Source organism: Anabaena azotica SJ-1 (assembly GCF_047275885.1).
GTDB lineage: Bacteria > Cyanobacteriota > Cyanobacteriia > Cyanobacteriales > Nostocaceae > Trichormus_B > Trichormus_B azotica_A.
The window spans coordinates 5,419,042-5,435,706 of the sequence record NZ_CP178454.1 but is presented as its reverse complement, the minus strand read 5'-3'; the positions used below and the strand labels follow the sequence as shown (position 1 = coordinate 5,435,706).

Annotated in this window: 18 protein-coding genes and 1 pseudogene; 14 read left to right on the top strand and 5 right to left on the bottom strand. The window is 40.7% G+C overall.

The window, feature by feature from the left end:
* Positions 1 to 138: 138 nt before the first annotated feature.
* Positions 139 to 912: a hypothetical protein gene (locus tag ACLLO5_RS23665; RefSeq protein ID WP_413172936.1), complete on the top strand. Its 774-nt coding sequence runs from the start codon at positions 139 to 141 to the stop codon at positions 910 to 912.
* Positions 913 to 1,014: 102 nt separating this feature from the next.
* On the opposite strand, the gene ACLLO5_RS23660 is transcribed toward ACLLO5_RS23665, so the two are convergent.
* Positions 1,015 to 1,644 carry a class I SAM-dependent methyltransferase gene (locus tag ACLLO5_RS23660; RefSeq protein WP_413172935.1) on the bottom strand — a complete coding sequence of 210 codons (630 nt, stop codon included), beginning with the start codon at positions 1,642 to 1,644 and terminating at the stop codon, positions 1,015 to 1,017.
* 224 nt (positions 1,645 to 1,868) lie between these two features.
* Here ACLLO5_RS23660 and ACLLO5_RS23655 point away from each other — a divergent pair, with 224 nt between their 5' ends.
* Positions 1,869 to 3,188 (top strand): RNA-guided endonuclease InsQ/TnpB family protein, encoded by a 1,320-nt coding sequence (locus tag ACLLO5_RS23655; RefSeq protein WP_413172934.1) that lies wholly within the window; start codon positions 1,869 to 1,871, stop codon positions 3,186 to 3,188.
* A 56-nt stretch (positions 3,189 to 3,244) separates the two neighbouring features.
* On the top strand, positions 3,245 to 4,408 hold the full coding sequence (hemH, locus tag ACLLO5_RS23650) for a ferrochelatase (protein WP_413172933.1): 1,164 nt from the start codon (positions 3,245 to 3,247) through the stop codon (positions 4,406 to 4,408).
* Positions 4,409 to 4,472: 64 nt separating this feature from the next.
* Here the strand turns inward: hemH and ACLLO5_RS23645 are convergent, their stop codons facing one another.
* Positions 4,473 to 5,030, bottom strand: coding sequence for a DUF4126 domain-containing protein (locus tag ACLLO5_RS23645; RefSeq protein ID WP_413172932.1), 558 nt, complete (start codon positions 5,028 to 5,030; stop codon positions 4,473 to 4,475).
* A gap of 500 nt (positions 5,031 to 5,530) precedes the next feature.
* On the opposite strand from ACLLO5_RS23645, the gene ACLLO5_RS23640 reads away from it, so the two are divergent.
* The 6 genes from ACLLO5_RS23640 (at position 5,531) to ACLLO5_RS23615 (ending at position 10,194) form a co-directional block, all read left to right on the top strand.
* Positions 5,531 to 8,041 (top strand): tetratricopeptide repeat protein, encoded by a 2,511-nt coding sequence (locus ACLLO5_RS23640; protein ID WP_413172931.1) that lies wholly within the window; start codon positions 5,531 to 5,533, stop codon positions 8,039 to 8,041.
* A 77-nt stretch (positions 8,042 to 8,118) separates the two neighbouring features.
* The gene (locus ACLLO5_RS23635; RefSeq protein ID WP_413172930.1) at positions 8,119 to 8,415 is read left to right on the top strand and encodes a molecular chaperone DnaJ; all 297 of its coding nucleotides are present in this window, start codon (positions 8,119 to 8,121) and stop codon (positions 8,413 to 8,415) included.
* Positions 8,416 to 8,494: 79 nt separating this feature from the next.
* On the top strand, positions 8,495 to 9,247 hold the full coding sequence (locus ACLLO5_RS23630) for a nucleotide exchange factor GrpE (protein WP_413172929.1): 753 nt from the start codon (positions 8,495 to 8,497) through the stop codon (positions 9,245 to 9,247).
* A gap of 99 nt (positions 9,248 to 9,346) precedes the next feature.
* A complete protein-coding gene (locus ACLLO5_RS23625; protein ID WP_015215314.1) occupies positions 9,347 to 9,577 on the top strand; it encodes a DUF433 domain-containing protein in 231 nt (76 codons plus the stop codon).
* The gene (locus tag ACLLO5_RS23620) at positions 9,574 to 9,906 is read left to right on the top strand and encodes a DUF5615 family PIN-like protein (protein WP_413172928.1); all 333 of its coding nucleotides are present in this window, start codon (positions 9,574 to 9,576) and stop codon (positions 9,904 to 9,906) included. Before ACLLO5_RS23625 ends, ACLLO5_RS23620 begins: the two co-directional genes overlap by 4 nt.
* A gap of 93 nt (positions 9,907 to 9,999) precedes the next feature.
* A complete protein-coding gene (locus ACLLO5_RS23615; RefSeq protein WP_413176175.1) occupies positions 10,000 to 10,194 on the top strand; it encodes a nucleotide exchange factor GrpE in 195 nt (64 codons plus the stop codon).
* Between the two features lie 23 nt (positions 10,195 to 10,217).
* On the opposite strand, the gene ACLLO5_RS23610 is transcribed toward ACLLO5_RS23615, so the two are convergent.
* Positions 10,218 to 10,859: a type I restriction endonuclease subunit R gene (locus ACLLO5_RS23610; protein WP_413172927.1), complete on the bottom strand. Its 642-nt coding sequence runs from the start codon at positions 10,857 to 10,859 to the stop codon at positions 10,218 to 10,220.
* A 264-nt stretch (positions 10,860 to 11,123) separates the two neighbouring features.
* Between ACLLO5_RS23610 and ACLLO5_RS23605 the strand changes: the two genes are divergently transcribed.
* From ACLLO5_RS23605 to ACLLO5_RS23595, 3 genes are all read left to right on the top strand, one after another.
* A complete protein-coding gene (locus ACLLO5_RS23605) occupies positions 11,124 to 11,387 on the top strand; it encodes a ribbon-helix-helix protein, CopG family (protein WP_413172926.1) in 264 nt (87 codons plus the stop codon).
* Positions 11,374 to 11,793, top strand: a complete 420-nt coding sequence (locus ACLLO5_RS23600; protein WP_413172925.1) for a type II toxin-antitoxin system VapC family toxin — start codon at positions 11,374 to 11,376, stop codon at positions 11,791 to 11,793. The genes ACLLO5_RS23605 and ACLLO5_RS23600 overlap by 14 nt, the downstream gene beginning before the upstream one ends.
* 116 nt (positions 11,794 to 11,909) lie before the next feature.
* A complete protein-coding gene (locus ACLLO5_RS23595) occupies positions 11,910 to 12,098 on the top strand; it encodes a hypothetical protein (RefSeq protein ID WP_413176174.1) in 189 nt (62 codons plus the stop codon).
* A 12-nt stretch (positions 12,099 to 12,110) separates the two neighbouring features.
* On the opposite strand, the pseudogene ACLLO5_RS23590 reads toward ACLLO5_RS23595, so the two are convergent.
* Positions 12,111 to 12,662 (bottom strand): annotated as a pseudogene (locus ACLLO5_RS23590) (DUF4276 family protein); the annotation flags it as partial.
* Positions 12,655 to 13,902 (bottom strand): AAA family ATPase, encoded by a 1,248-nt coding sequence (locus ACLLO5_RS23585; protein WP_413172924.1) that lies wholly within the window; start codon positions 13,900 to 13,902, stop codon positions 12,655 to 12,657. The gene ACLLO5_RS23585 and the pseudogene ACLLO5_RS23590, both read right to left, overlap by 8 nt.
* Positions 13,903 to 14,432: 530 nt before the next feature.
* On the opposite strand from ACLLO5_RS23585, the gene ACLLO5_RS23580 reads away from it, so the two are divergent.
* Positions 14,433 to 16,187 (top strand): Hsp70 family protein, encoded by a 1,755-nt coding sequence (locus ACLLO5_RS23580; RefSeq protein WP_413172923.1) that lies wholly within the window; start codon positions 14,433 to 14,435, stop codon positions 16,185 to 16,187.
* Positions 16,188 to 16,199: 12 nt separating this feature from the next.
* The gene (locus ACLLO5_RS23575; protein WP_413172922.1) at positions 16,200 to 16,649 is read left to right on the top strand and encodes a tetratricopeptide repeat protein; all 450 of its coding nucleotides are present in this window, start codon (positions 16,200 to 16,202) and stop codon (positions 16,647 to 16,649) included.
* Positions 16,650 to 16,665: the final 16 nt, after the last annotated feature.

The window sequence follows — 16,665 nt, the reverse complement described above, 5'->3', positions numbered from 1 at the left end:
GGCATCGAGATGATAATTTTTGACAATTGAACGCGGCGAAGTAGGATGTGCTAGTAGAAAAAGCAGCACAATATTAGTGGTATAACAATTAACCTCTAGTAATGATATAGGTAAGAGTTTTATGGGAGAAAAAATCAGATGTATTTAAACTTTTTTATCAGTTCAATTGTGGGGATAATAGTAGCAGTATTAGTAGCTTTTGGTGTTTTACAATGGTTTCATATAGCTGCTGGTAATTTTCTCGACTGGGTAATTGGTGGTGCGAGTTTTTGGTGGTTGTTGGTAATTGTGACAGTTCCGTGGAATGTCCATTTTCAGGCGAAAGAAGTTTTAGCTGAAGCTGCTGAATCAATTGAAAAAAATATTTCCGTAGATGAGAAACAAATTAGGTATGTAAGAATTTTAGCCAAGCGATCGCTCTGGGTGGCTATTGGTTTACACTTAATCTCAGCTATGGCGTTGTATATTCTAGCAGTCACTGGAATTAGTGCTGTTGGATATATCAGTTCTGGCGCTGCTTTGTTATTAACCTTATTGCGTCCAGCAATTAGCGCCTATGAATACTTATATGCGAGGTTGAGAATGATTAGGCAAGCTTTTACCTATCCTCGTGAAGATATTCTGGAACTGCGTAACCGCTTTTATGAAATAGAACAAAAGGTGAAATCTTTAGAAGATCAATTAAATCCAGAACAGCCCTATTCTTTAGTGGCTAACAATCAAAGATTTAGTGAAGAAACACGCAGAGAATTGGCTCGTATTCTAGCTAATTTAGAAGAATTAAGAGCTACAAACCAAACGGAACATGAGCGTTTATCGAGAGAAGCCAAAAATGCGATCGCACAACTTTCTACCGATGGACAATTTCTCGATCATGTCCGCGAGATTATTAGATTTTTTAAATCGGCTTAATGGAATGCGGGGTATAGGGGGGCAGAGGAGCAGAGGAGCAGGGGAGCAGAGGAGAATAATGTATTAATCACATATTCCCTATTAACTGTCACCTGTAACCTGTCACCTCTTCTTCCTCCCTTGAATTACCTGTAAACTACCACCAGCATATAAACTTGGTGTATCTACCTCAAACCCATTTTCTCGCAGTAAACCAGGTAAATCAGTTTTCAACAACTCCCAAGCGGTTTCTGTTTCAAACAACCAGAAAAACACCGATAAACCTGGCCAAAAAATAGGATTTGTGGGAGGATGAAAATCTACCAATGTGAATACTCCTCCTGGCTTTAATACCCGATAAACTTCTTGAATGATGTTTCGCAATTGTTCCGGCTGCATCTCGTGTAAAGCGGCGCTAGTATGGACAATATCAAATAAATTGTCTGCAAAGGGCATATTTTCCGCAAAAGCTTCCACATAAGTAGCATTCGGCACATTATTACGCGCTCGTCGTAAAGATAATGGGGAAGCATCCAAACCTGTAACATTTTGTGATAATTTCACCAAAAATTCTGTCGCTTGACCGCTACCACAGCACAAATCTAAGATATGAGTATCTGAGTGTAGTGTTAAACCTTGTAAAGCTAGTTGGCGAAAACGCCCTTCACCCCCTACACTCAAGGCTGCTAAACGGGATATACCATCGTATAACCATTGATACCGATAACTTAAGTCTCTGAAAATTGTGGCCATTGCATATTTCCTGCTAATAAAGCTTTATATTTAATAAAAATGCGAATGCGCGAAATTCCCCGTCCCTCTATAGGGCGGGGATGGATAGCGGGACAAAAATGAAATACCCTGGAGTCGAAACTAACTACAGGTTAGTCGGCTCAAGGGTGATTGAGTTTTTGTCAAATACCAAGAGTTATTTGGTTATAATTAACAATACATCAAAACCAAGGGGGTGATAAATATTGGCATTACGTAGAGCAACATTTAGGCTTTATCCCACACAGAAAACAAACGAAATATTGCACTATCACCGCAAGTTACACAAAGACTTGTACAATGCTGCTGTTTATCACCGAAAAACAGAATATCAAAAATTCTGTAAATCAATCAAATATCTAGACCAACAAAATTGTTTACCAGCATTCAAAGACCAATGGACAGAATATAAACATATCAATTCCCAAGCATTACAAGCAACCCTAAAAAGAGTTGACTTTGCATTCAATAGATTTTTTACTGGTCTAGCAAAATATCCCAAGCTAAAATCAATTAGACATTATTCTGGTTGGACTTACCCATCTGGAACAGGATGGAAAGTACACTCAATTGGTGATAACGGCTATTTGGAATTAGCCAAAATAGGTCAAATACAAATGCGTGGTAAAGCCAGATTGTGGGGAAATCCAAAAACCTGTGATCTTGTTTACCGCCATGGTAAATGGTATGCTTCCCTGGCATTGGAAGTTGATGATGAACTACTCAAAAAAAGTCGTCAAACCAATACTGGAAAAATCGCAATTGATTTGGGTTGTAAAGATGCAATTGCCTGGACTAATGGTGATGAAAATGGATTAATTGAAGCACCAAGGTTTTTGAGAAAAGCTGAACAGCAAATCAAAAAACTCAGTAAATCAAAACGTCGTAAACAATCACCTAACTACAAGAAAAGACAGAAAGCTTCTAGAAGGTGGAAGAAAGCACAGTCAAAGGTTAGTAAATTATGTCGTCAAGTTGCTAACTCCAGACAAAATTGGGTACACCAAGTTACAACACAGATAATTAGCGGTAATAGCATGGTTGTAACGGAAGAACTAGAAGTCAAGAAAATGACCTCCAAGGCTAAGACAGGTAAGCGCAAAAAACAAAAAGCTGGTTTGAATAAATCAATTCTTGATGTGGGAATGGGAATGATAAGAAGTGCCTTGAAATATAAATTACAAGATGTTCAAGGTGTGTTTTTAGAAGTTCCTACCAAGAAGGTAAAACCATCCCAAACTTGTCCTAAATGTGGACATCAAGAGCAGAAAAATTTAGACCAGCGTGTTCATATTTGTGCTAATTGTGGTTATACCCAACAGCGCGATATTGCTGCTGCTGAGGTAATGCTTGTTTGGAGTCAAAATCAACTACCGGGGCTTGGAACGAGCCTCGCAGACGCAGATGGGAGTAGCTCTACCAAAAAACGTCGGGCAACTGGCAGTTTGAGGCAACTATCCCAAGTGAAGCGTCAGAAATCTCAACCTGCTGCTGGGGATGTAGAAACCCCAGTCTCAACGAAGTAGGCTGGGGTAGTTCATCATTAGTAAAAAATGTGCAAGGTTGGGGGAAAGTAACTGCTATGGGTCGTGTAGGCGTATTATTACTTAATCTCGGTGGACCCGATAAATTAGAGGATGTCGGTCCGTTTTTATATAACCTGTTTTCTGATCCCGAAATTATTCGCCTACCATTTCGTTGGATGCAAAAGCCATTGGCTTGGTTTATTGCTACGCGACGAGAAAAAACATCACAGGCAAATTATAAGCACATAGGTGGTGGTTCACCACTGCGGCGCATTACAGAAGAGCAGGGGGAAGCCTTAAAAGCACAACTGGATGCGATGGGGAAAGAAACCAGGATCTATGTGGGAATGCGTTATTGGCATCCTTACACAGAAGAAGCGATCGCTCAACTGGCACAAGATAACATTGAAAAACTAGTAATTCTGCCACTTTACCCACAATTTTCTATCAGCACCAGTGGTTCTAGCTTCCGGCTGTTGGAAAGACTTTGGCAAGAGAATCCTAAACTTCAGCCTCTGGAATACACTGTTATTGCTTCCTGGTACAAACAACCAGGCTACCTGCAAGCAATGGCGGAACTGATCATTGAACAACTTAATCAATTTTCTGAACCAGATCAAGTACATATATTCTTTAGCGCCCATGGTGTGCCAAAAAGCTATGTTGTAGAAGCAGGAGACCCTTATCAGCAAGAGATTGAGGAATGTACTCACCTAATTATGGAAACCCTCAATCGCCCTAATCCCCACACCCTAGCTTATCAAAGTCGCGTTGGTCCTGTAGAGTGGCTGCAACCTTATACTGAGGATGCCCTTAAAGAACTAGGCGCAAAAGGTGTCCAAGATTTAATAGTTGTACCGATTAGTTTTGTTTCTGAACACATTGAAACACTGCAAGAAATTGATATTGAATATCGAGAAATAGCTGAAGAAGCAGGAATTCACAACTTCCGTCGCGCTGCTGCACCCAATACCCATCCAGTATTCATTAAAGCCTTGGCAGACTTGGTAATAGAGTCTCTAGAAAAACCTAGCCTCAAACTGTCCCAAGTCACCCAAATGAAAAAAAGGGTAAAAATGTATCCCCAAGAACGTTGGGAATGGGGATTGACAACCAGCGCCGAAGTCTGGAATGGTCGAATAGCAATGCTCGGTTTTATTGCTTTAATCATTGAGATAGTAACTGGTCGGGGCTTACTCCATGCCATTGGTATTCTATAAAAAGAGTTCAGGTGACAGGTGACAGGTGACAGGTGACAGGTGACAGGAATTAAGTTTCTTAGCCCTACACCTTACCCCTGTTCTTGCGATTTTGCCAGTACCACTCATACCACTGTTTAGCACTACGAATTGCAAACCAGAGGAGAATTAAAGCAATTAATCCTCCTGAACGGGGAGCATCGACGGCAAAAAGCACCAAGATAATACATAAAGCATCTTGAATAAAAACAGCCCACAAGGGCAATCCATGCAAGCGATAAAACCAGCCTAATTGAACTAGCTGAAGTACCAAAGCCAACAAACCACCAATCAAGGCAATTATCCAGTTTGGCATTTCTGTTGCTGAATCAACCGCTAAACCCATAATTGCTCCTACTATGGGAGACAAAAATAATTGCACTAGTTGTAATATTCTCTGACCTCCCAGCTTTTTGGATGCAAATAATTCAAATAGTGACCAACTGGTGAGTAAACAGATTAATACATAAGGTGAAATACGTGATAAAAGGGGGACTTGAGACCAGAGGTTACTACCTTGTAACAAGCCAATGACTAGCAAAGGTATACCTAATCTCAGTCCTGCTGCTGCTCCGGCAGATAAGGCGGCAAGGATTTCAATCATGGGAATATCCCCAGTATTAATAAATGAGCAAAGGGGCGTTATGAATATTTAGTCTTTCTGGAAATAGTTTCTGCACAAAACTTATATTAATCGGTGTTTCCATAATGACAGATACCTTAACGGGTGACAAGGCAGTTGAAAATGAGAGGTGGCAATAATTTGAGAAAATAAGGGGGTAAAAAAAATAGGGGCAAGGAAGCCCCCACAAAACAACAAAATGTTACCCTTCACGGGTGACAAGGTGGCTTTGGAGAGGAGAAAAACATTCAGAGTATTCCAACTAAAAAAATGCCCAATTATCATTGCGTAGGGGTAGCCTTCCCGCAGCGAAAGGCAGGTTTTGGATCATTTATTGTTTGGAACACTCTCAGAGGAAAATGTTACATCGAACTCAAGTAAAATTTATGCGAACGGCCCACTAATATGGAAATTAAGAGAGTAGCCAGAGCTGCCCTTAACTATGAGGGTGAAACTTAAAAAACTATTAGGAAGAAAGCCCAGTGGCTAAACATCAGTCTAAACAACGATCGCAACAACAGGTCTCTAGTACAGAGACAAAAGTTGCTGAAAACTCTTTCCAGCAGCAACTGCAAGAATTGCTGAACCAGAAAAAATATCGGCAAGCATTGGAAGAAATCAAGAAAAATCAGCGATTGCATCCTGATCTTGAATTCACTCCCCAAGAATCAGAGATTTGGTTGCTACGGGGTCAGCAAGAATTCCAAAAACAAGATTTTAAACAGGCAGAAAAATCTTTTGCCCGCGCACTAGAATTTGGTTTGGTGGGAGAAGTTCATTACTGGCAAGCTAAATGTTTGCTGGAGTTGAAACAATTAGATGCGGCGCTAAAATTGCTCAGAAATGCTTTTGAAGCGGGTATTCTACCGAAAGATTACAGCATCTGTTACCTGAAACTCTTGTTACTCAAAGGCGATACCGCTACAGTTGAGCAGTTAATTCAGGAACAATCCAAACGCTTTAGTGCTAATCAACTCCATTGGGTACGTGGTGTTCTGGCGCTAAAAAATGGGCAACCAGAAACAGCTTTGACATCTTTTCTGAAAATTAAGCGAGCCGTCACCGATGGAGATTTGCCCCTAGCTTGGATTGTTTACACTCAACAAGTTAGCGGTAATTGGGATGCTGCGGCTAATCTTTTAGGGTTGAAATCATCTACATCTGGTCAACCAAAGTATTTAGAACACCTAATTTTAGAGCGATTGGCACTTTTCCAACGAGGAAAAACAGGACAAGAACTCCTACAATTGAGAATTTCGCAAAAAATACTAGATAAAAGTACCCAAGAGGTATTAACAGCGTTGCAAATGCTGCAACTGATTGACCAAGGTGATCACCATGAGGCTGCACATCTATTGTTGAGGATGGAGCGACGTTCCCCACGCTTTCCAGAACTAGAAAGTCTCCGTCCACTGCTGTTGACTCTAGCTGGACAACAAGCACTGAATCAAGGAGAACCAAGCTGTGCTGAACTATTCTGGCAGCCTTTATTGACAGAGCAACCCTTTAACCCCCAACTGGCAATCAATCTCTTAGAAGTTTTCGATGCTAATGATAACGATCAAGAACGCCCACGTCTGTTGACCCGTTTTTTGAAGTGGTTAGAGCAGGAAGCGAAACAAAAACCTCAAGAATGGCCTGCACAACGATTGAAACCGACCCAAGCACATCTTCACTGCTGGATGGCAGATGCTTACATGGCACTGGATCGCTCGCGTGCAGCTTTGGGATCTGTGCAACAAGCCGAACGCATCTGTCCCACATCACCAGAGGTACTGGGGCGCAAGGGATTAATTGAGGCAGCAGAAGAAAATTATACTGAAGCGATCGCACTGCTTACCCAAGCACTAGAAAGTGGATGCCGGTATGAAGAAGTTTATGGGATGTTGCTGCACTGTTGGAAGAGACTAGATAACAAACAAGCATTCAATGAAGCTCGTCGCAAATTTGGCAAGCACTTTGGCGACCTGAATATTGAACCTGAAGTGGAAACATCGCCTTGGATAGATGCTCTATCTACGTTAAGTTATCCCTTATTTAGCCGGATGGTGGAGACAGAAGATCCAACAGATCCGGCTATACGTGCTTGTCAGATATTCGTGAATGCAGTCCAAAGTCCACCCAATTCCGGTGGTCGAGTTTCATTAAACCAAAAAGCAGCAGTTGAAGCATGGGACAATCTCTTACAAAAATTAGCTGGTCAAGAACAAATAGCTGTCTTGCAAGCGATCGCTCTTTCTATCCAACTCTTTGCCAAACGGGAAAAAGGAATTGCCGCTTTACTAAGTCAGTATCAACAAAAATTAATCAACCTATCAATAGAATACCCAGAAGCCAGAGTTGCCAATTTAGTCATCTTAGCCGTCAAAGAAAATAGTTCCAAAAAACTAGAAATTCCCGTGCATTTCTACCTCGATACCATGCCCCAACCAGGCAATGCTCTAGCAAATATTCAACTTCAAGCACGCCGTTTTGGCGAGATTACAACCCTTGTCCCTTTCTTAGATGAAGCACTACGTCGGGAGCCACAAAACCCTTTATTGCTATTAGCTAGAGCTACTACTTATGACGTTGATCATCCAAACTATGAACAATTAAAGCAACAGGGATTTGAATTAGCCCGTCGCTTACAAGATGCCAAAGCATTACAAGCATTTCGGGAAGAACAGGCATTTCTCAATAATAGAGAAACTCAGAGCGTCATGCCAGACCCAGAGCAATTTGATAATCTCGATATGTCAGATGTTGATGATTTATTAGCAGGAATGCTGAAAAAATTATTGGGCAACAAAATGCCTAAAGCGGAGTTTGAACGGATGCTTCCAGAACTCAAGCAAATGATGTTAAACAGTATGCCTGATTTCTCAGATGATGAAGATGAAGATGAAGACGAAGAAGATGAAATAGATTTAGACTTTCTTTTTAGAAACGCATCATCTACATCTAAAAAACGCAAGGGTAGAAAAAAGGCAGGTTTTCAGGAATTGTTGTAAAAGTCAGATATCAAGAATAATTGAACGCAGATAAACGCAGATAATTCAATTGATTTCATCTTAATTGGGAATTATTTATGGCTGATAATTACGAACGTTTAGGCATTTCACCAGGAGCAACAAGCGCCCAAATTAAAGCGGCGTATCATGCCAAGCTACGTGAATTTCCTGCTCATACTTATCCAGAAGAGTTTAAAGCAATTCGAGTAGCTTATGAAGCACTTCGTAAAGGAGAAACAGGTCAAAATGAGGAGTTCTTGAAATTTCGTCCCCTAGAAGCAGAACTGAATCCAGAAATATTAAAACAGGTACGAGAAAAAGCCCTGGCTCAACTAGAAGTTAGTTTAGATGATTTAATTCGTGCCACATTTTAAATAATTGGAATAGGTGACAGGTGACAGGTGACAGGTGACAGGGAAAACTTCTTAACAACTAACAACTAACAACTGACAAATGACAACTGACAAAGAAGCTTTATTTACCAAATTTCTAGATTATTTACACTCAGAACAACTACCCCCTGAATATTTAGGTGAAGCACCGTCATCTGCTCATACCTTTGATCCTTATCAAATGGTGGCAGAATGGACTGCTCTACGTCATGAAGTCAAGCAACAGGGTAAATTATTGCTTTCTACTCAGAATGCTCTGGTGCAAGCATTGGACGTAACTCGTGCAGATCAAGAACAGCTGCAAATACGTCTGGAAGAAAGTCAAAAACAAGCATTGGATAAATTTGAGCAGCAGCAGGAGAAACTTCTCAAAGAGTTACTGGGTATTGTAGATGCTTTAGATCAGGCTTGTACTTACTGGCAAGAGCAACTAGAAGGATTATCTGCTACCTCAAAACCAGCAATACAAAAAAGCTTTTGGGAAAAGTTAGGAGATTGGATTAATGGCAATTCTACCCAATCTAGTATGTCTGAAAAACTACTGATATCAGAACCATTAACTGAAATTTTTACTAGCAATCAACAGGGAGTAGAGTTAATTAGGCGATCGCTTTTAGAAATCCTCAAACAACGCCGTGTTGTTCCCATTGTCGCCCAGGGTAAACCTTTTGACTCTCAAACAATGTATGCTGTGGGACGTGAATCTAGAGCAGATATTACAGAGAATACCGTGATTCAGGAAGTAGTCAGGGGTTATTTATGGGGCGATAAAGTCTTAAGAGAAGCACAGGTAATTGTAGCGACACAAAAATAGATGAGTAACTTATTCAGAGCAAAATCCTAGTTGAAAGATATCCGCTGAATTGCTTTATTTCGGTAAAATATACGAATACAACTAATGATTGTAAAACCTATGAACTACCGAGACATCATTACAATTGAGCCTGAGAAACGCGGTGGTAAACCCTGTGTACGTGGTTTGCGGATTACGGTCTATGAAGTGCTTGAATATCTGGCTTCTGAGATGACTGAAGCAGAAATTCTCGACGATTTTCCCGATCTGACACGAGAGGATTTAAAGGCCTGCATTGCTTATGCTGCTGACCGTGAGCGTCGGTTTATGACCACACCATTATCTGCATGAAATTACTTTTCGATGAAAACTTGTCGCCCAAGTTGTCGAACCGTTTGAGCGATATTTTTCCAAATTCTCTTCACGTTCGAGATATGGGTATGAAAGCAACGACTGACCCAGTAGTTTGGAATTATGCAAAAGAGAATAATTTGATGATTGTCTCAAAAGATGCGGATATGCACGACTTGAGCTTAGTCTTTGGAAATCCACCTAAAGTTATTTGGCTTCGTCTGGGAAACTGTTCGACATTACAAGTTGAAAATTTACTGCGCCGGAATTTTAACGCGATTAAATTATTTCATGAAGATGAGAATTTATCGCTGCTTGCTCTCTCATGATGTACCAATCACTTTTGATATACTTCCAGGCTTTTATAAATGGAGAAGCAATAATGGCGATCGCGAATCGCTCCGTAGGAATCGCTTTTAGAAATCCTCAAACAACGCCGTGTTGTTCCCATTGTCGCCCAGGGTAAACCTTTTGACTCCCAGACAATGTATGCTGTGGGACGTGAATTAAGAGCAGATATTACAGAGAATACCGTGATTCAGGAAGTAGTCAGGGGTTATTTATGGGGCGATAAAGTCTTGAGAGAAGCACAGGTGATTGTAGCGACACAAAAATAGATAACTAATTATTAAGCGATCGCCTAACTCCTCAAATCGCCAATATAAGCCCCAATTTTTTTAAGTCCCTGCAAAACTTGGATACGTTCTGCTGTATTTTCAAGTAACCGATAAGTTTGAGATCGCGTATATTGAGGGACATTTTGGTGGCGGTCGCACTTCAAAAACAATACTTCTCTGCCGTTTGTCACCATTCCATAGCAACTTGACTGCAAATTAGGAGCGATCAACAAATAAGTAAGTGCTTGGGGAATTCCTGCTGTAACGTCTAGTCTTGCAGGTTTTGATTCGATTACCAAAATCCAAAAACTATCTTGGATTACCAAAATATCAATTCTGCCTTGAACCGCGATAGCATTAGCTTCATCAGCAACTTCGATACTGGTACTTACTTCTGCTTTTACCAAAAAAGGAGATTGATAGAAACCAGCTAAATCTAGCAATGGCGACACCACGACAAGCTTAACAATTTCTTCAAGGGGCGCTTCCTCTTGACTGAGATAGTTATAGTTGCGAGTGAGGCGATCTAGTCCTTGTAGTTCTGCTTCGGTTAGTGTTGGTGAATTATTTAACCATTCATCAAAAAAGCGATCGCTAGTGTCAAGTCTCAAGCCAAAGGTTTGACGGAGATTGCTAAGTGTAAGGCTACTAGCATTTGTAATCACAGTTAAATCCTTGTAGTAATTACATGAATTTTGGAACTTTAGAAATTTGATTTGGGTTCTAATACTTAATATACGATATATATGAGGGAAAGATCGATAGTTTCGCCCGCCGCAGGTATCGCTTAGAAATCACACACAACTTACAATAATTGCGATTCCTACGGATCGCTTCGCTATCGCCCTATGAGGAAACTATTTGAGAACTACTTAACCTTGAATTTTTGATCTATAGTATTGTCATACAGAGTTATGACAAGCAAAAATATGAGAGTTAATGTAAGGCTCGATAGCGATCGCGCTAGTAAGTTTAATTACATTCGCCAGCGGACAAATCAAGGTGTGTCTGACATTATGAAAGTGGCGATCGATCTTTATTATGAAAAATTACATCAAGAATCCCCTGTAAAACCTTTGCAACTCCTTAGAGAATCAGGGCTGATTGGTTGTGCTGAAGGGGACTCTGATTTGTCGGTTAATTACAAGCAATATCTCACTGAAAGTCTTAACGAAAAATATGGTGATCGTTGATTCTGACTTTTGGATAGCACTAATCAATCGCCGTGATGATTATCATGTTCTCGCTCAAGAAGTTCTAGATACGATTGATGAGCCTCTGGTTACAACATGGTGTGTGATTACAGAAGTTTGTCATATTCTCTGGAAACGTACAGGCACAAATGCTCAACAGACGTTTATTCATAGCTTAGAAATGGGTGCTTTTGAGGTTTTTGATCTCAAGGTTCAAGATGGGAAAAGAATCAGTGAATTGATGAATCAATATAGTTCTCTGCCAATGGATTTAGCGGACGCTTCATTAATTATTCTTGCCGAACATTTGGGGCATGGGCGGATTCTATCTGTTGATTTTCGGGACTTTAATACTTACCGCTGGAAAAATCGTCATCCTTTTGAGAATTTGATGTCTATTAACTAAAAATCACGACTCACAGTAATAGCGATCGCCGTTCCAGCGAAAGGTTCTTGTCTGTGAGCTTGAAATATGCCTATCTCAATAGTTTTTATCAGACGGGTTTAAAAAATTGATTAGACATAGCAGTTCTCGATCACAATCAAGAACTTGAATCTTTAGAAATTGAGAAAAACTATCAGAAATTTGATGAAATTCCCTTTGATTTTGTGCGTCGCCGGATCTCGGTTGTAGTCGAGAAAAAGGGAAATCAGCACATACTGATTTGCAAAGGTGCAGTTGAGGAAATCTTCAAAATTTGTAAGCGATAGCAAGAAATTAAGGAGATTCTTAAACGAAGGGCAGCGACCATAACATAAATCTAGATTTAGCATCGCTGCCAACTCAACATTCATATTGGTACTGTAACGAGGCTTTCTATTTTTTCCAACCGACAATTCTATTAGTTTTTCTTTAGGAGATTTAATTTCGTGAGGGTTAGGATGTGCTTTACCCTTTTCACCACCAAGATATTTGATAACTTCTGGATCAGACCAGAACCAAGCTTCTAACTCTTCAATGGGAATACAGATATGTTTTTTAAGACTTTCAATTTCAGAAGATAATTCTTCTAATTTTGAGCGCAATGCTCGCTCATTGTTGAGGGAACCATTCTGAGGATTACGATCCAAATCATGAACAACAATAAAAATATTACAACCTTGACGGGAAAGTTCTTTAAGCTGTGCTGTTAGCTTTCTCTTTAATGTACTACAACCTTTAGAAGCCCATTTTTTGGTTGTCACATCTGCACCAAGGACACGATGGACAATTGTACGAATTGCTTCACAGTCTGTATTGTCCTCAGCAATTAAGGCGATTTGAATATTACTCATCATCGAGAACACCACTGTAAATCCATTCGCCTAAGTCACCTTCTTCAGAGAGGTATTCAATAACATTGTGAATCTGATCATCGCCTAATTTCCGAACAAATGTTTGTCCATTATCTCGATGAACTAGAATAATTTTGTCTGGACTAGTCCATGAAACGACTTGCGGTGAGTGAGTCGAAAGAATCAAGTTTTCTCCAAAAGAGTAGGTCTTGATCTCACTCAGTAACTTTGCAAGCATACCAGGATGAATTTGTGTCTCAGGTTCTTCAATTATTGTCGTTGCACTAGGAGATGAAGCAATTATTTCAATCAAAATCGCCAAGACTCGGAGAGTTCCATCAGATAATAACCCTATATTGACACCATCCAGTAATACCGAAGAAATATATTCTTCATCTTCATTTTCAATTTTCTCTCCAGAGTCTCTGCTTAAAATAAACTTTTGTACAGATATTTTACTGCCAAGTCCAACTCGCCGACATATGCTCTCAAGCTCGGATAGGTCATCCTTGCCAATAAGACGTAGTATTTTCCGAGCTAGAATATCACCTAAACTGAAAGGACGAGTATAAATACCTTTGCTTGATACTCTTAGTTGTGATGGTTGTCGTCTAGTCCTTTGTCTAATAGAAGCTTTCCCTAATAAGCGAACTCCTCTCAAAACAGAATAAACCCAAAGCATTTCGTTAGGTAGCTTGATTGAGTAGGTTTTTGGGAGCGATTGTCGCAGAGAGTGGGTATTCCCAAGAACAGTGGGAATTGGACTATCCCCAGTATGAAAAGTTGTTACCCCATTATCAGTAGTCCAAAGATGATCTTCCCCTTCATTAATATATCCGCAGTAGTCATTCCAGGAGAAACGACTTACTTCCGATTTTTCATCTATCGAGTCATCGGAGTCATCAAAATTCAGATCATCATCAGAACTAGCAAGAGTTATAAACTCATACCTGTATTTAAGTCTACGAGCAGTCGGAGTCAAAATTTCGATTTCTAATATTTTAGGAAAACTTTCGCTATCATACACAGGTTGATTCAACCTACCAAGTCCAATTGCGTATAATGAGATTGCTTCAAACCCTTCAAGAATAGCTGACTTTCCAGCCCCATTGCGACCAACTAATACGGCAACACCATCCTCTAAATAAACAGTAACTCGACTACCTAAGACAGACCAACCATCAAGGGTAAAAGATAAAAGGCGAGGCTGATTTGTGTTGGTGGAATCTGGGTTGGACAAAATAGAAGTTTCCTTTCCAATACTAAACGATCTTGCTTAAATTTTAGCCGAATATGTCTATGGTTGTTAAAGTAGTTTAGCTCGCAATTAGTCCATCTTGGACAAAGATATTATACTTTGTTTGGGCGCGATATCTAGCTCGTGGGTGAAAATTACAATCGTGATATCTTAAGTATTGAGTGCGGCTGAGACGATCAAGGCGATTACTAGGTCACGCTTCGTTATCGCCTAGAAATCACAACTCACAGGAATAGCGATCGGCTTTAGGATAGGGATTGTTGAGGCAATCTCTGTATAACAAATCATTGGAGCGGACAATATTGTGGTATTTTGGTTTTGAGTTGGGGCGATCGCGGAGTGCTTTGCGATCGCATTACCAATCAAGAATTATGAATTATTTGGTCAATATCTTGTAATCTTATCTTTAATGGTAAAGCTGTCATGCTGCCAAAATAAGATATTTTGTAATTATGTTATGGTGTGAGCTTGCGAAATTACACCAGGGTCAAATAACTTTTAAATTTAGAATTATGAAAGCAGTTGGTATTGATTTAGGTACAACAAATTCCGAAGTAGCAATTGTCGAAAACGGACAGGTGCGGGTATTGCCAGGAGAAGATGGCGACCTGATTTTACCTTCCTGTGTGGGATTTAGCGATACGGGTAAAGTTCTGGTGGGACGAGAAGCACTCCGTCAATATGCGGCGGCTCCTGAACGCACTGTGAAGTCAATTAAGCGGTGGATGGGAACTGACCACAAAACCACTTTAGGCGATAAAGAATATTTACCTCATGAAGTTTCCGCTATTATTCTCCGCGCCCTCAAACAACGGGCTGAAAATGCTTTAGGAGAAACAATTACCCAAGCAGTAATTACAGTTCCCGCTTACTTTACAGATGCTCAACGGCAAGCAACTAAAACGGCTGGTGAGATAGCTGGTTTGGAGGTACTGCAAATTATCAACGAACCAACGGCCGCTGCTTTAGCTTATGATTTGCGTGCCGAAGAGACAGAAAGAGTTGTGGTTTATGACTTGGGAGGTGGGACTTTTGATGTGTCGGTAGTCGAAATTACAGGCGAAGTCACAGAAGTTCTAGCTACTCATGGTAACAACCGCTTGGGTGGAGACGATTTCGACAGGCTTTTACAACTCCATCTAGCGGATCTATTTCGTAAACAGCATGGTGTGGATGTACCAGATGATGCATCTACCCAAGCCCGTCTCCTGCGAGCAGCAGAGCAGTTAAAAATTGACTTGAGTTCCCATGCTTTTGCCACTGTTCGGGAAGCTTTTTTGGGTAGTAAAGGCAAGACTGCACTCCATCTAGAGACAGAAGTAGCGCGAGCAGATTTGGAAAAATTGATTCGTCCTTTATTGACAGAAACTCTAGAGGCAATTGACCGCGCTCTCACAGATGCAGACCTATTACCCGGTGATATTGACCGAATTATCTTAGTTGGTGGTTCTACACGCATTCCTCTGGTGCAACAAATGATCTCAGAACATCTGGGACAAACTCCCAGCGATGGTATTCAACCAGACCTTTGTGTGGCCTTAGGGGCAGCTTTACAAGCTGGGGTGTTGGTAGGTGAATCGGTAGATGCCATTCTTGTAGATGTGATTCCCCATTCCTTGGGTATTTCTGCGGCTGTATCTACACTAATGGGGATTATGCCAGGTTACTTCAGTGTGATTATTCCCCGCAACAGCGTTGTTCCCGTTTCTCGTTCTCATGTTTATTGCACCGTGTCTGATGAACAAGAAGTAGTAGAAATTGAAGTTTTTCAGGGAGAAAATGCGATCGCCCAAGAAAATGTTCCTCTAGGCTCCTTTAAGGTAGAAAACTTACCACCCAAACCAGCAGGAGATATTCAAATCGAGGTTCACTTTGACTTTGACGTGAATGGGATTCTCACTGTCACCACGACGGAGAAAGGCAAAGGGCAACAAGGAACGTTAGTAGTGAATAATGCAGGTATCCAGAAGCTTTCTAGCCATGAATTGAAGCAAGCCAGGGCAGATTTAGATGCCTTGTTTGAAAGTGATGAAACAATTGACATCTCAGCAGAAGATACAACTTCAGCAGTAGAAATCGCTCCAGAATTAACAGCACTTTTAGACCGCGCTCAACAAACACTTCTGACGGTAGATTCTGAACAAGGAGAGGAATTACAAGACTTATTAGCCCAAATTGAAAATGCGATCGCGAACAAGAGTGCAGAATTACCCCAGTTACAAGAAGAACTCTCAGATTTTCTTTACTACGCAATTTCCAATGAGTGAGAGTGAGAAATCATGAAATGTCCTGTTTGTGGTGTAGTTTATCGTCCCATAAAGGAAGCAGGGGAAAAAAGGAGCGGGGAGCAAGGGGGAGAAACTGACAGCAAGACTTCTCCATTGCCCCCTCCTGTCTCCTCTCCAACTTGTAGACGTTGCAAAGCCGATTTATCTGACTTGCTCAGTCTGCACGACCAAGCCATTTGGTATCACAGACAAGCACTCCATTTTTTTTCAAAAGGGCGTTATCCAGAAGCAGCAATCCAGAACAATAGAGCTATTGCTTTGTATTACAGTAATGCAGACTTCCATGCCTTAGCTGGGAAATTATCGGCATTGCAAGGAGAATGGAGAGAAGCGATCGCATCTTGGCAACAAGCACTCAAGTTTGACCCACAAAATATCATTGCTTGTGATTGTCTACAAATGATCCAGCTAATGAAGGAGGAGCGCAGTGCCTCCTCCTGAATTTTAACAGCCCTAT

What these genes read in the sequence shown, in the direction of transcription:
- ACLLO5_RS23665 (WP_413172936.1), top strand. Translation starts at nt 139, where the DNA reads ATGTATTTAAACTTTTTTATCAGTTCAATTGTGGGGATAATAGTAGCA.
- ACLLO5_RS23660 (WP_413172935.1), bottom strand. Translation starts at nt 1,644, where the DNA reads ATGGCCACAATTTTCAGAGACTTAAGTTATCGGTATCAATGGTTATAC.
- hemH (WP_413172933.1), top strand. Translation starts at nt 3,245, where the DNA reads ATGGGTCGTGTAGGCGTATTATTACTTAATCTCGGTGGACCCGATAAA.
- ACLLO5_RS23645 (WP_413172932.1), bottom strand. Translation starts at nt 5,030, where the DNA reads ATGATTGAAATCCTTGCCGCCTTATCTGCCGGAGCAGCAGCAGGACTG.
- ACLLO5_RS23635 (WP_413172930.1), top strand. Translation starts at nt 8,119, where the DNA reads ATGGCTGATAATTACGAACGTTTAGGCATTTCACCAGGAGCAACAAGC.
- ACLLO5_RS23630 (WP_413172929.1), top strand. Translation starts at nt 8,495, where the DNA reads ATGACAACTGACAAAGAAGCTTTATTTACCAAATTTCTAGATTATTTA.
- ACLLO5_RS23625 (WP_015215314.1), top strand. Translation starts at nt 9,347, where the DNA reads ATGAACTACCGAGACATCATTACAATTGAGCCTGAGAAACGCGGTGGT.
- ACLLO5_RS23620 (WP_413172928.1), top strand. Translation starts at nt 9,574, where the DNA reads ATGAAATTACTTTTCGATGAAAACTTGTCGCCCAAGTTGTCGAACCGT.
- ACLLO5_RS23605 (WP_413172926.1), top strand. Translation starts at nt 11,124, where the DNA reads ATGAGAGTTAATGTAAGGCTCGATAGCGATCGCGCTAGTAAGTTTAAT.
- ACLLO5_RS23600 (WP_413172925.1), top strand. Translation starts at nt 11,374, where the DNA reads ATGGTGATCGTTGATTCTGACTTTTGGATAGCACTAATCAATCGCCGT.
- ACLLO5_RS23580 (WP_413172923.1), top strand. Translation starts at nt 14,433, where the DNA reads ATGAAAGCAGTTGGTATTGATTTAGGTACAACAAATTCCGAAGTAGCA.
- ACLLO5_RS23575 (WP_413172922.1), top strand. Translation starts at nt 16,200, where the DNA reads ATGAAATGTCCTGTTTGTGGTGTAGTTTATCGTCCCATAAAGGAAGCA.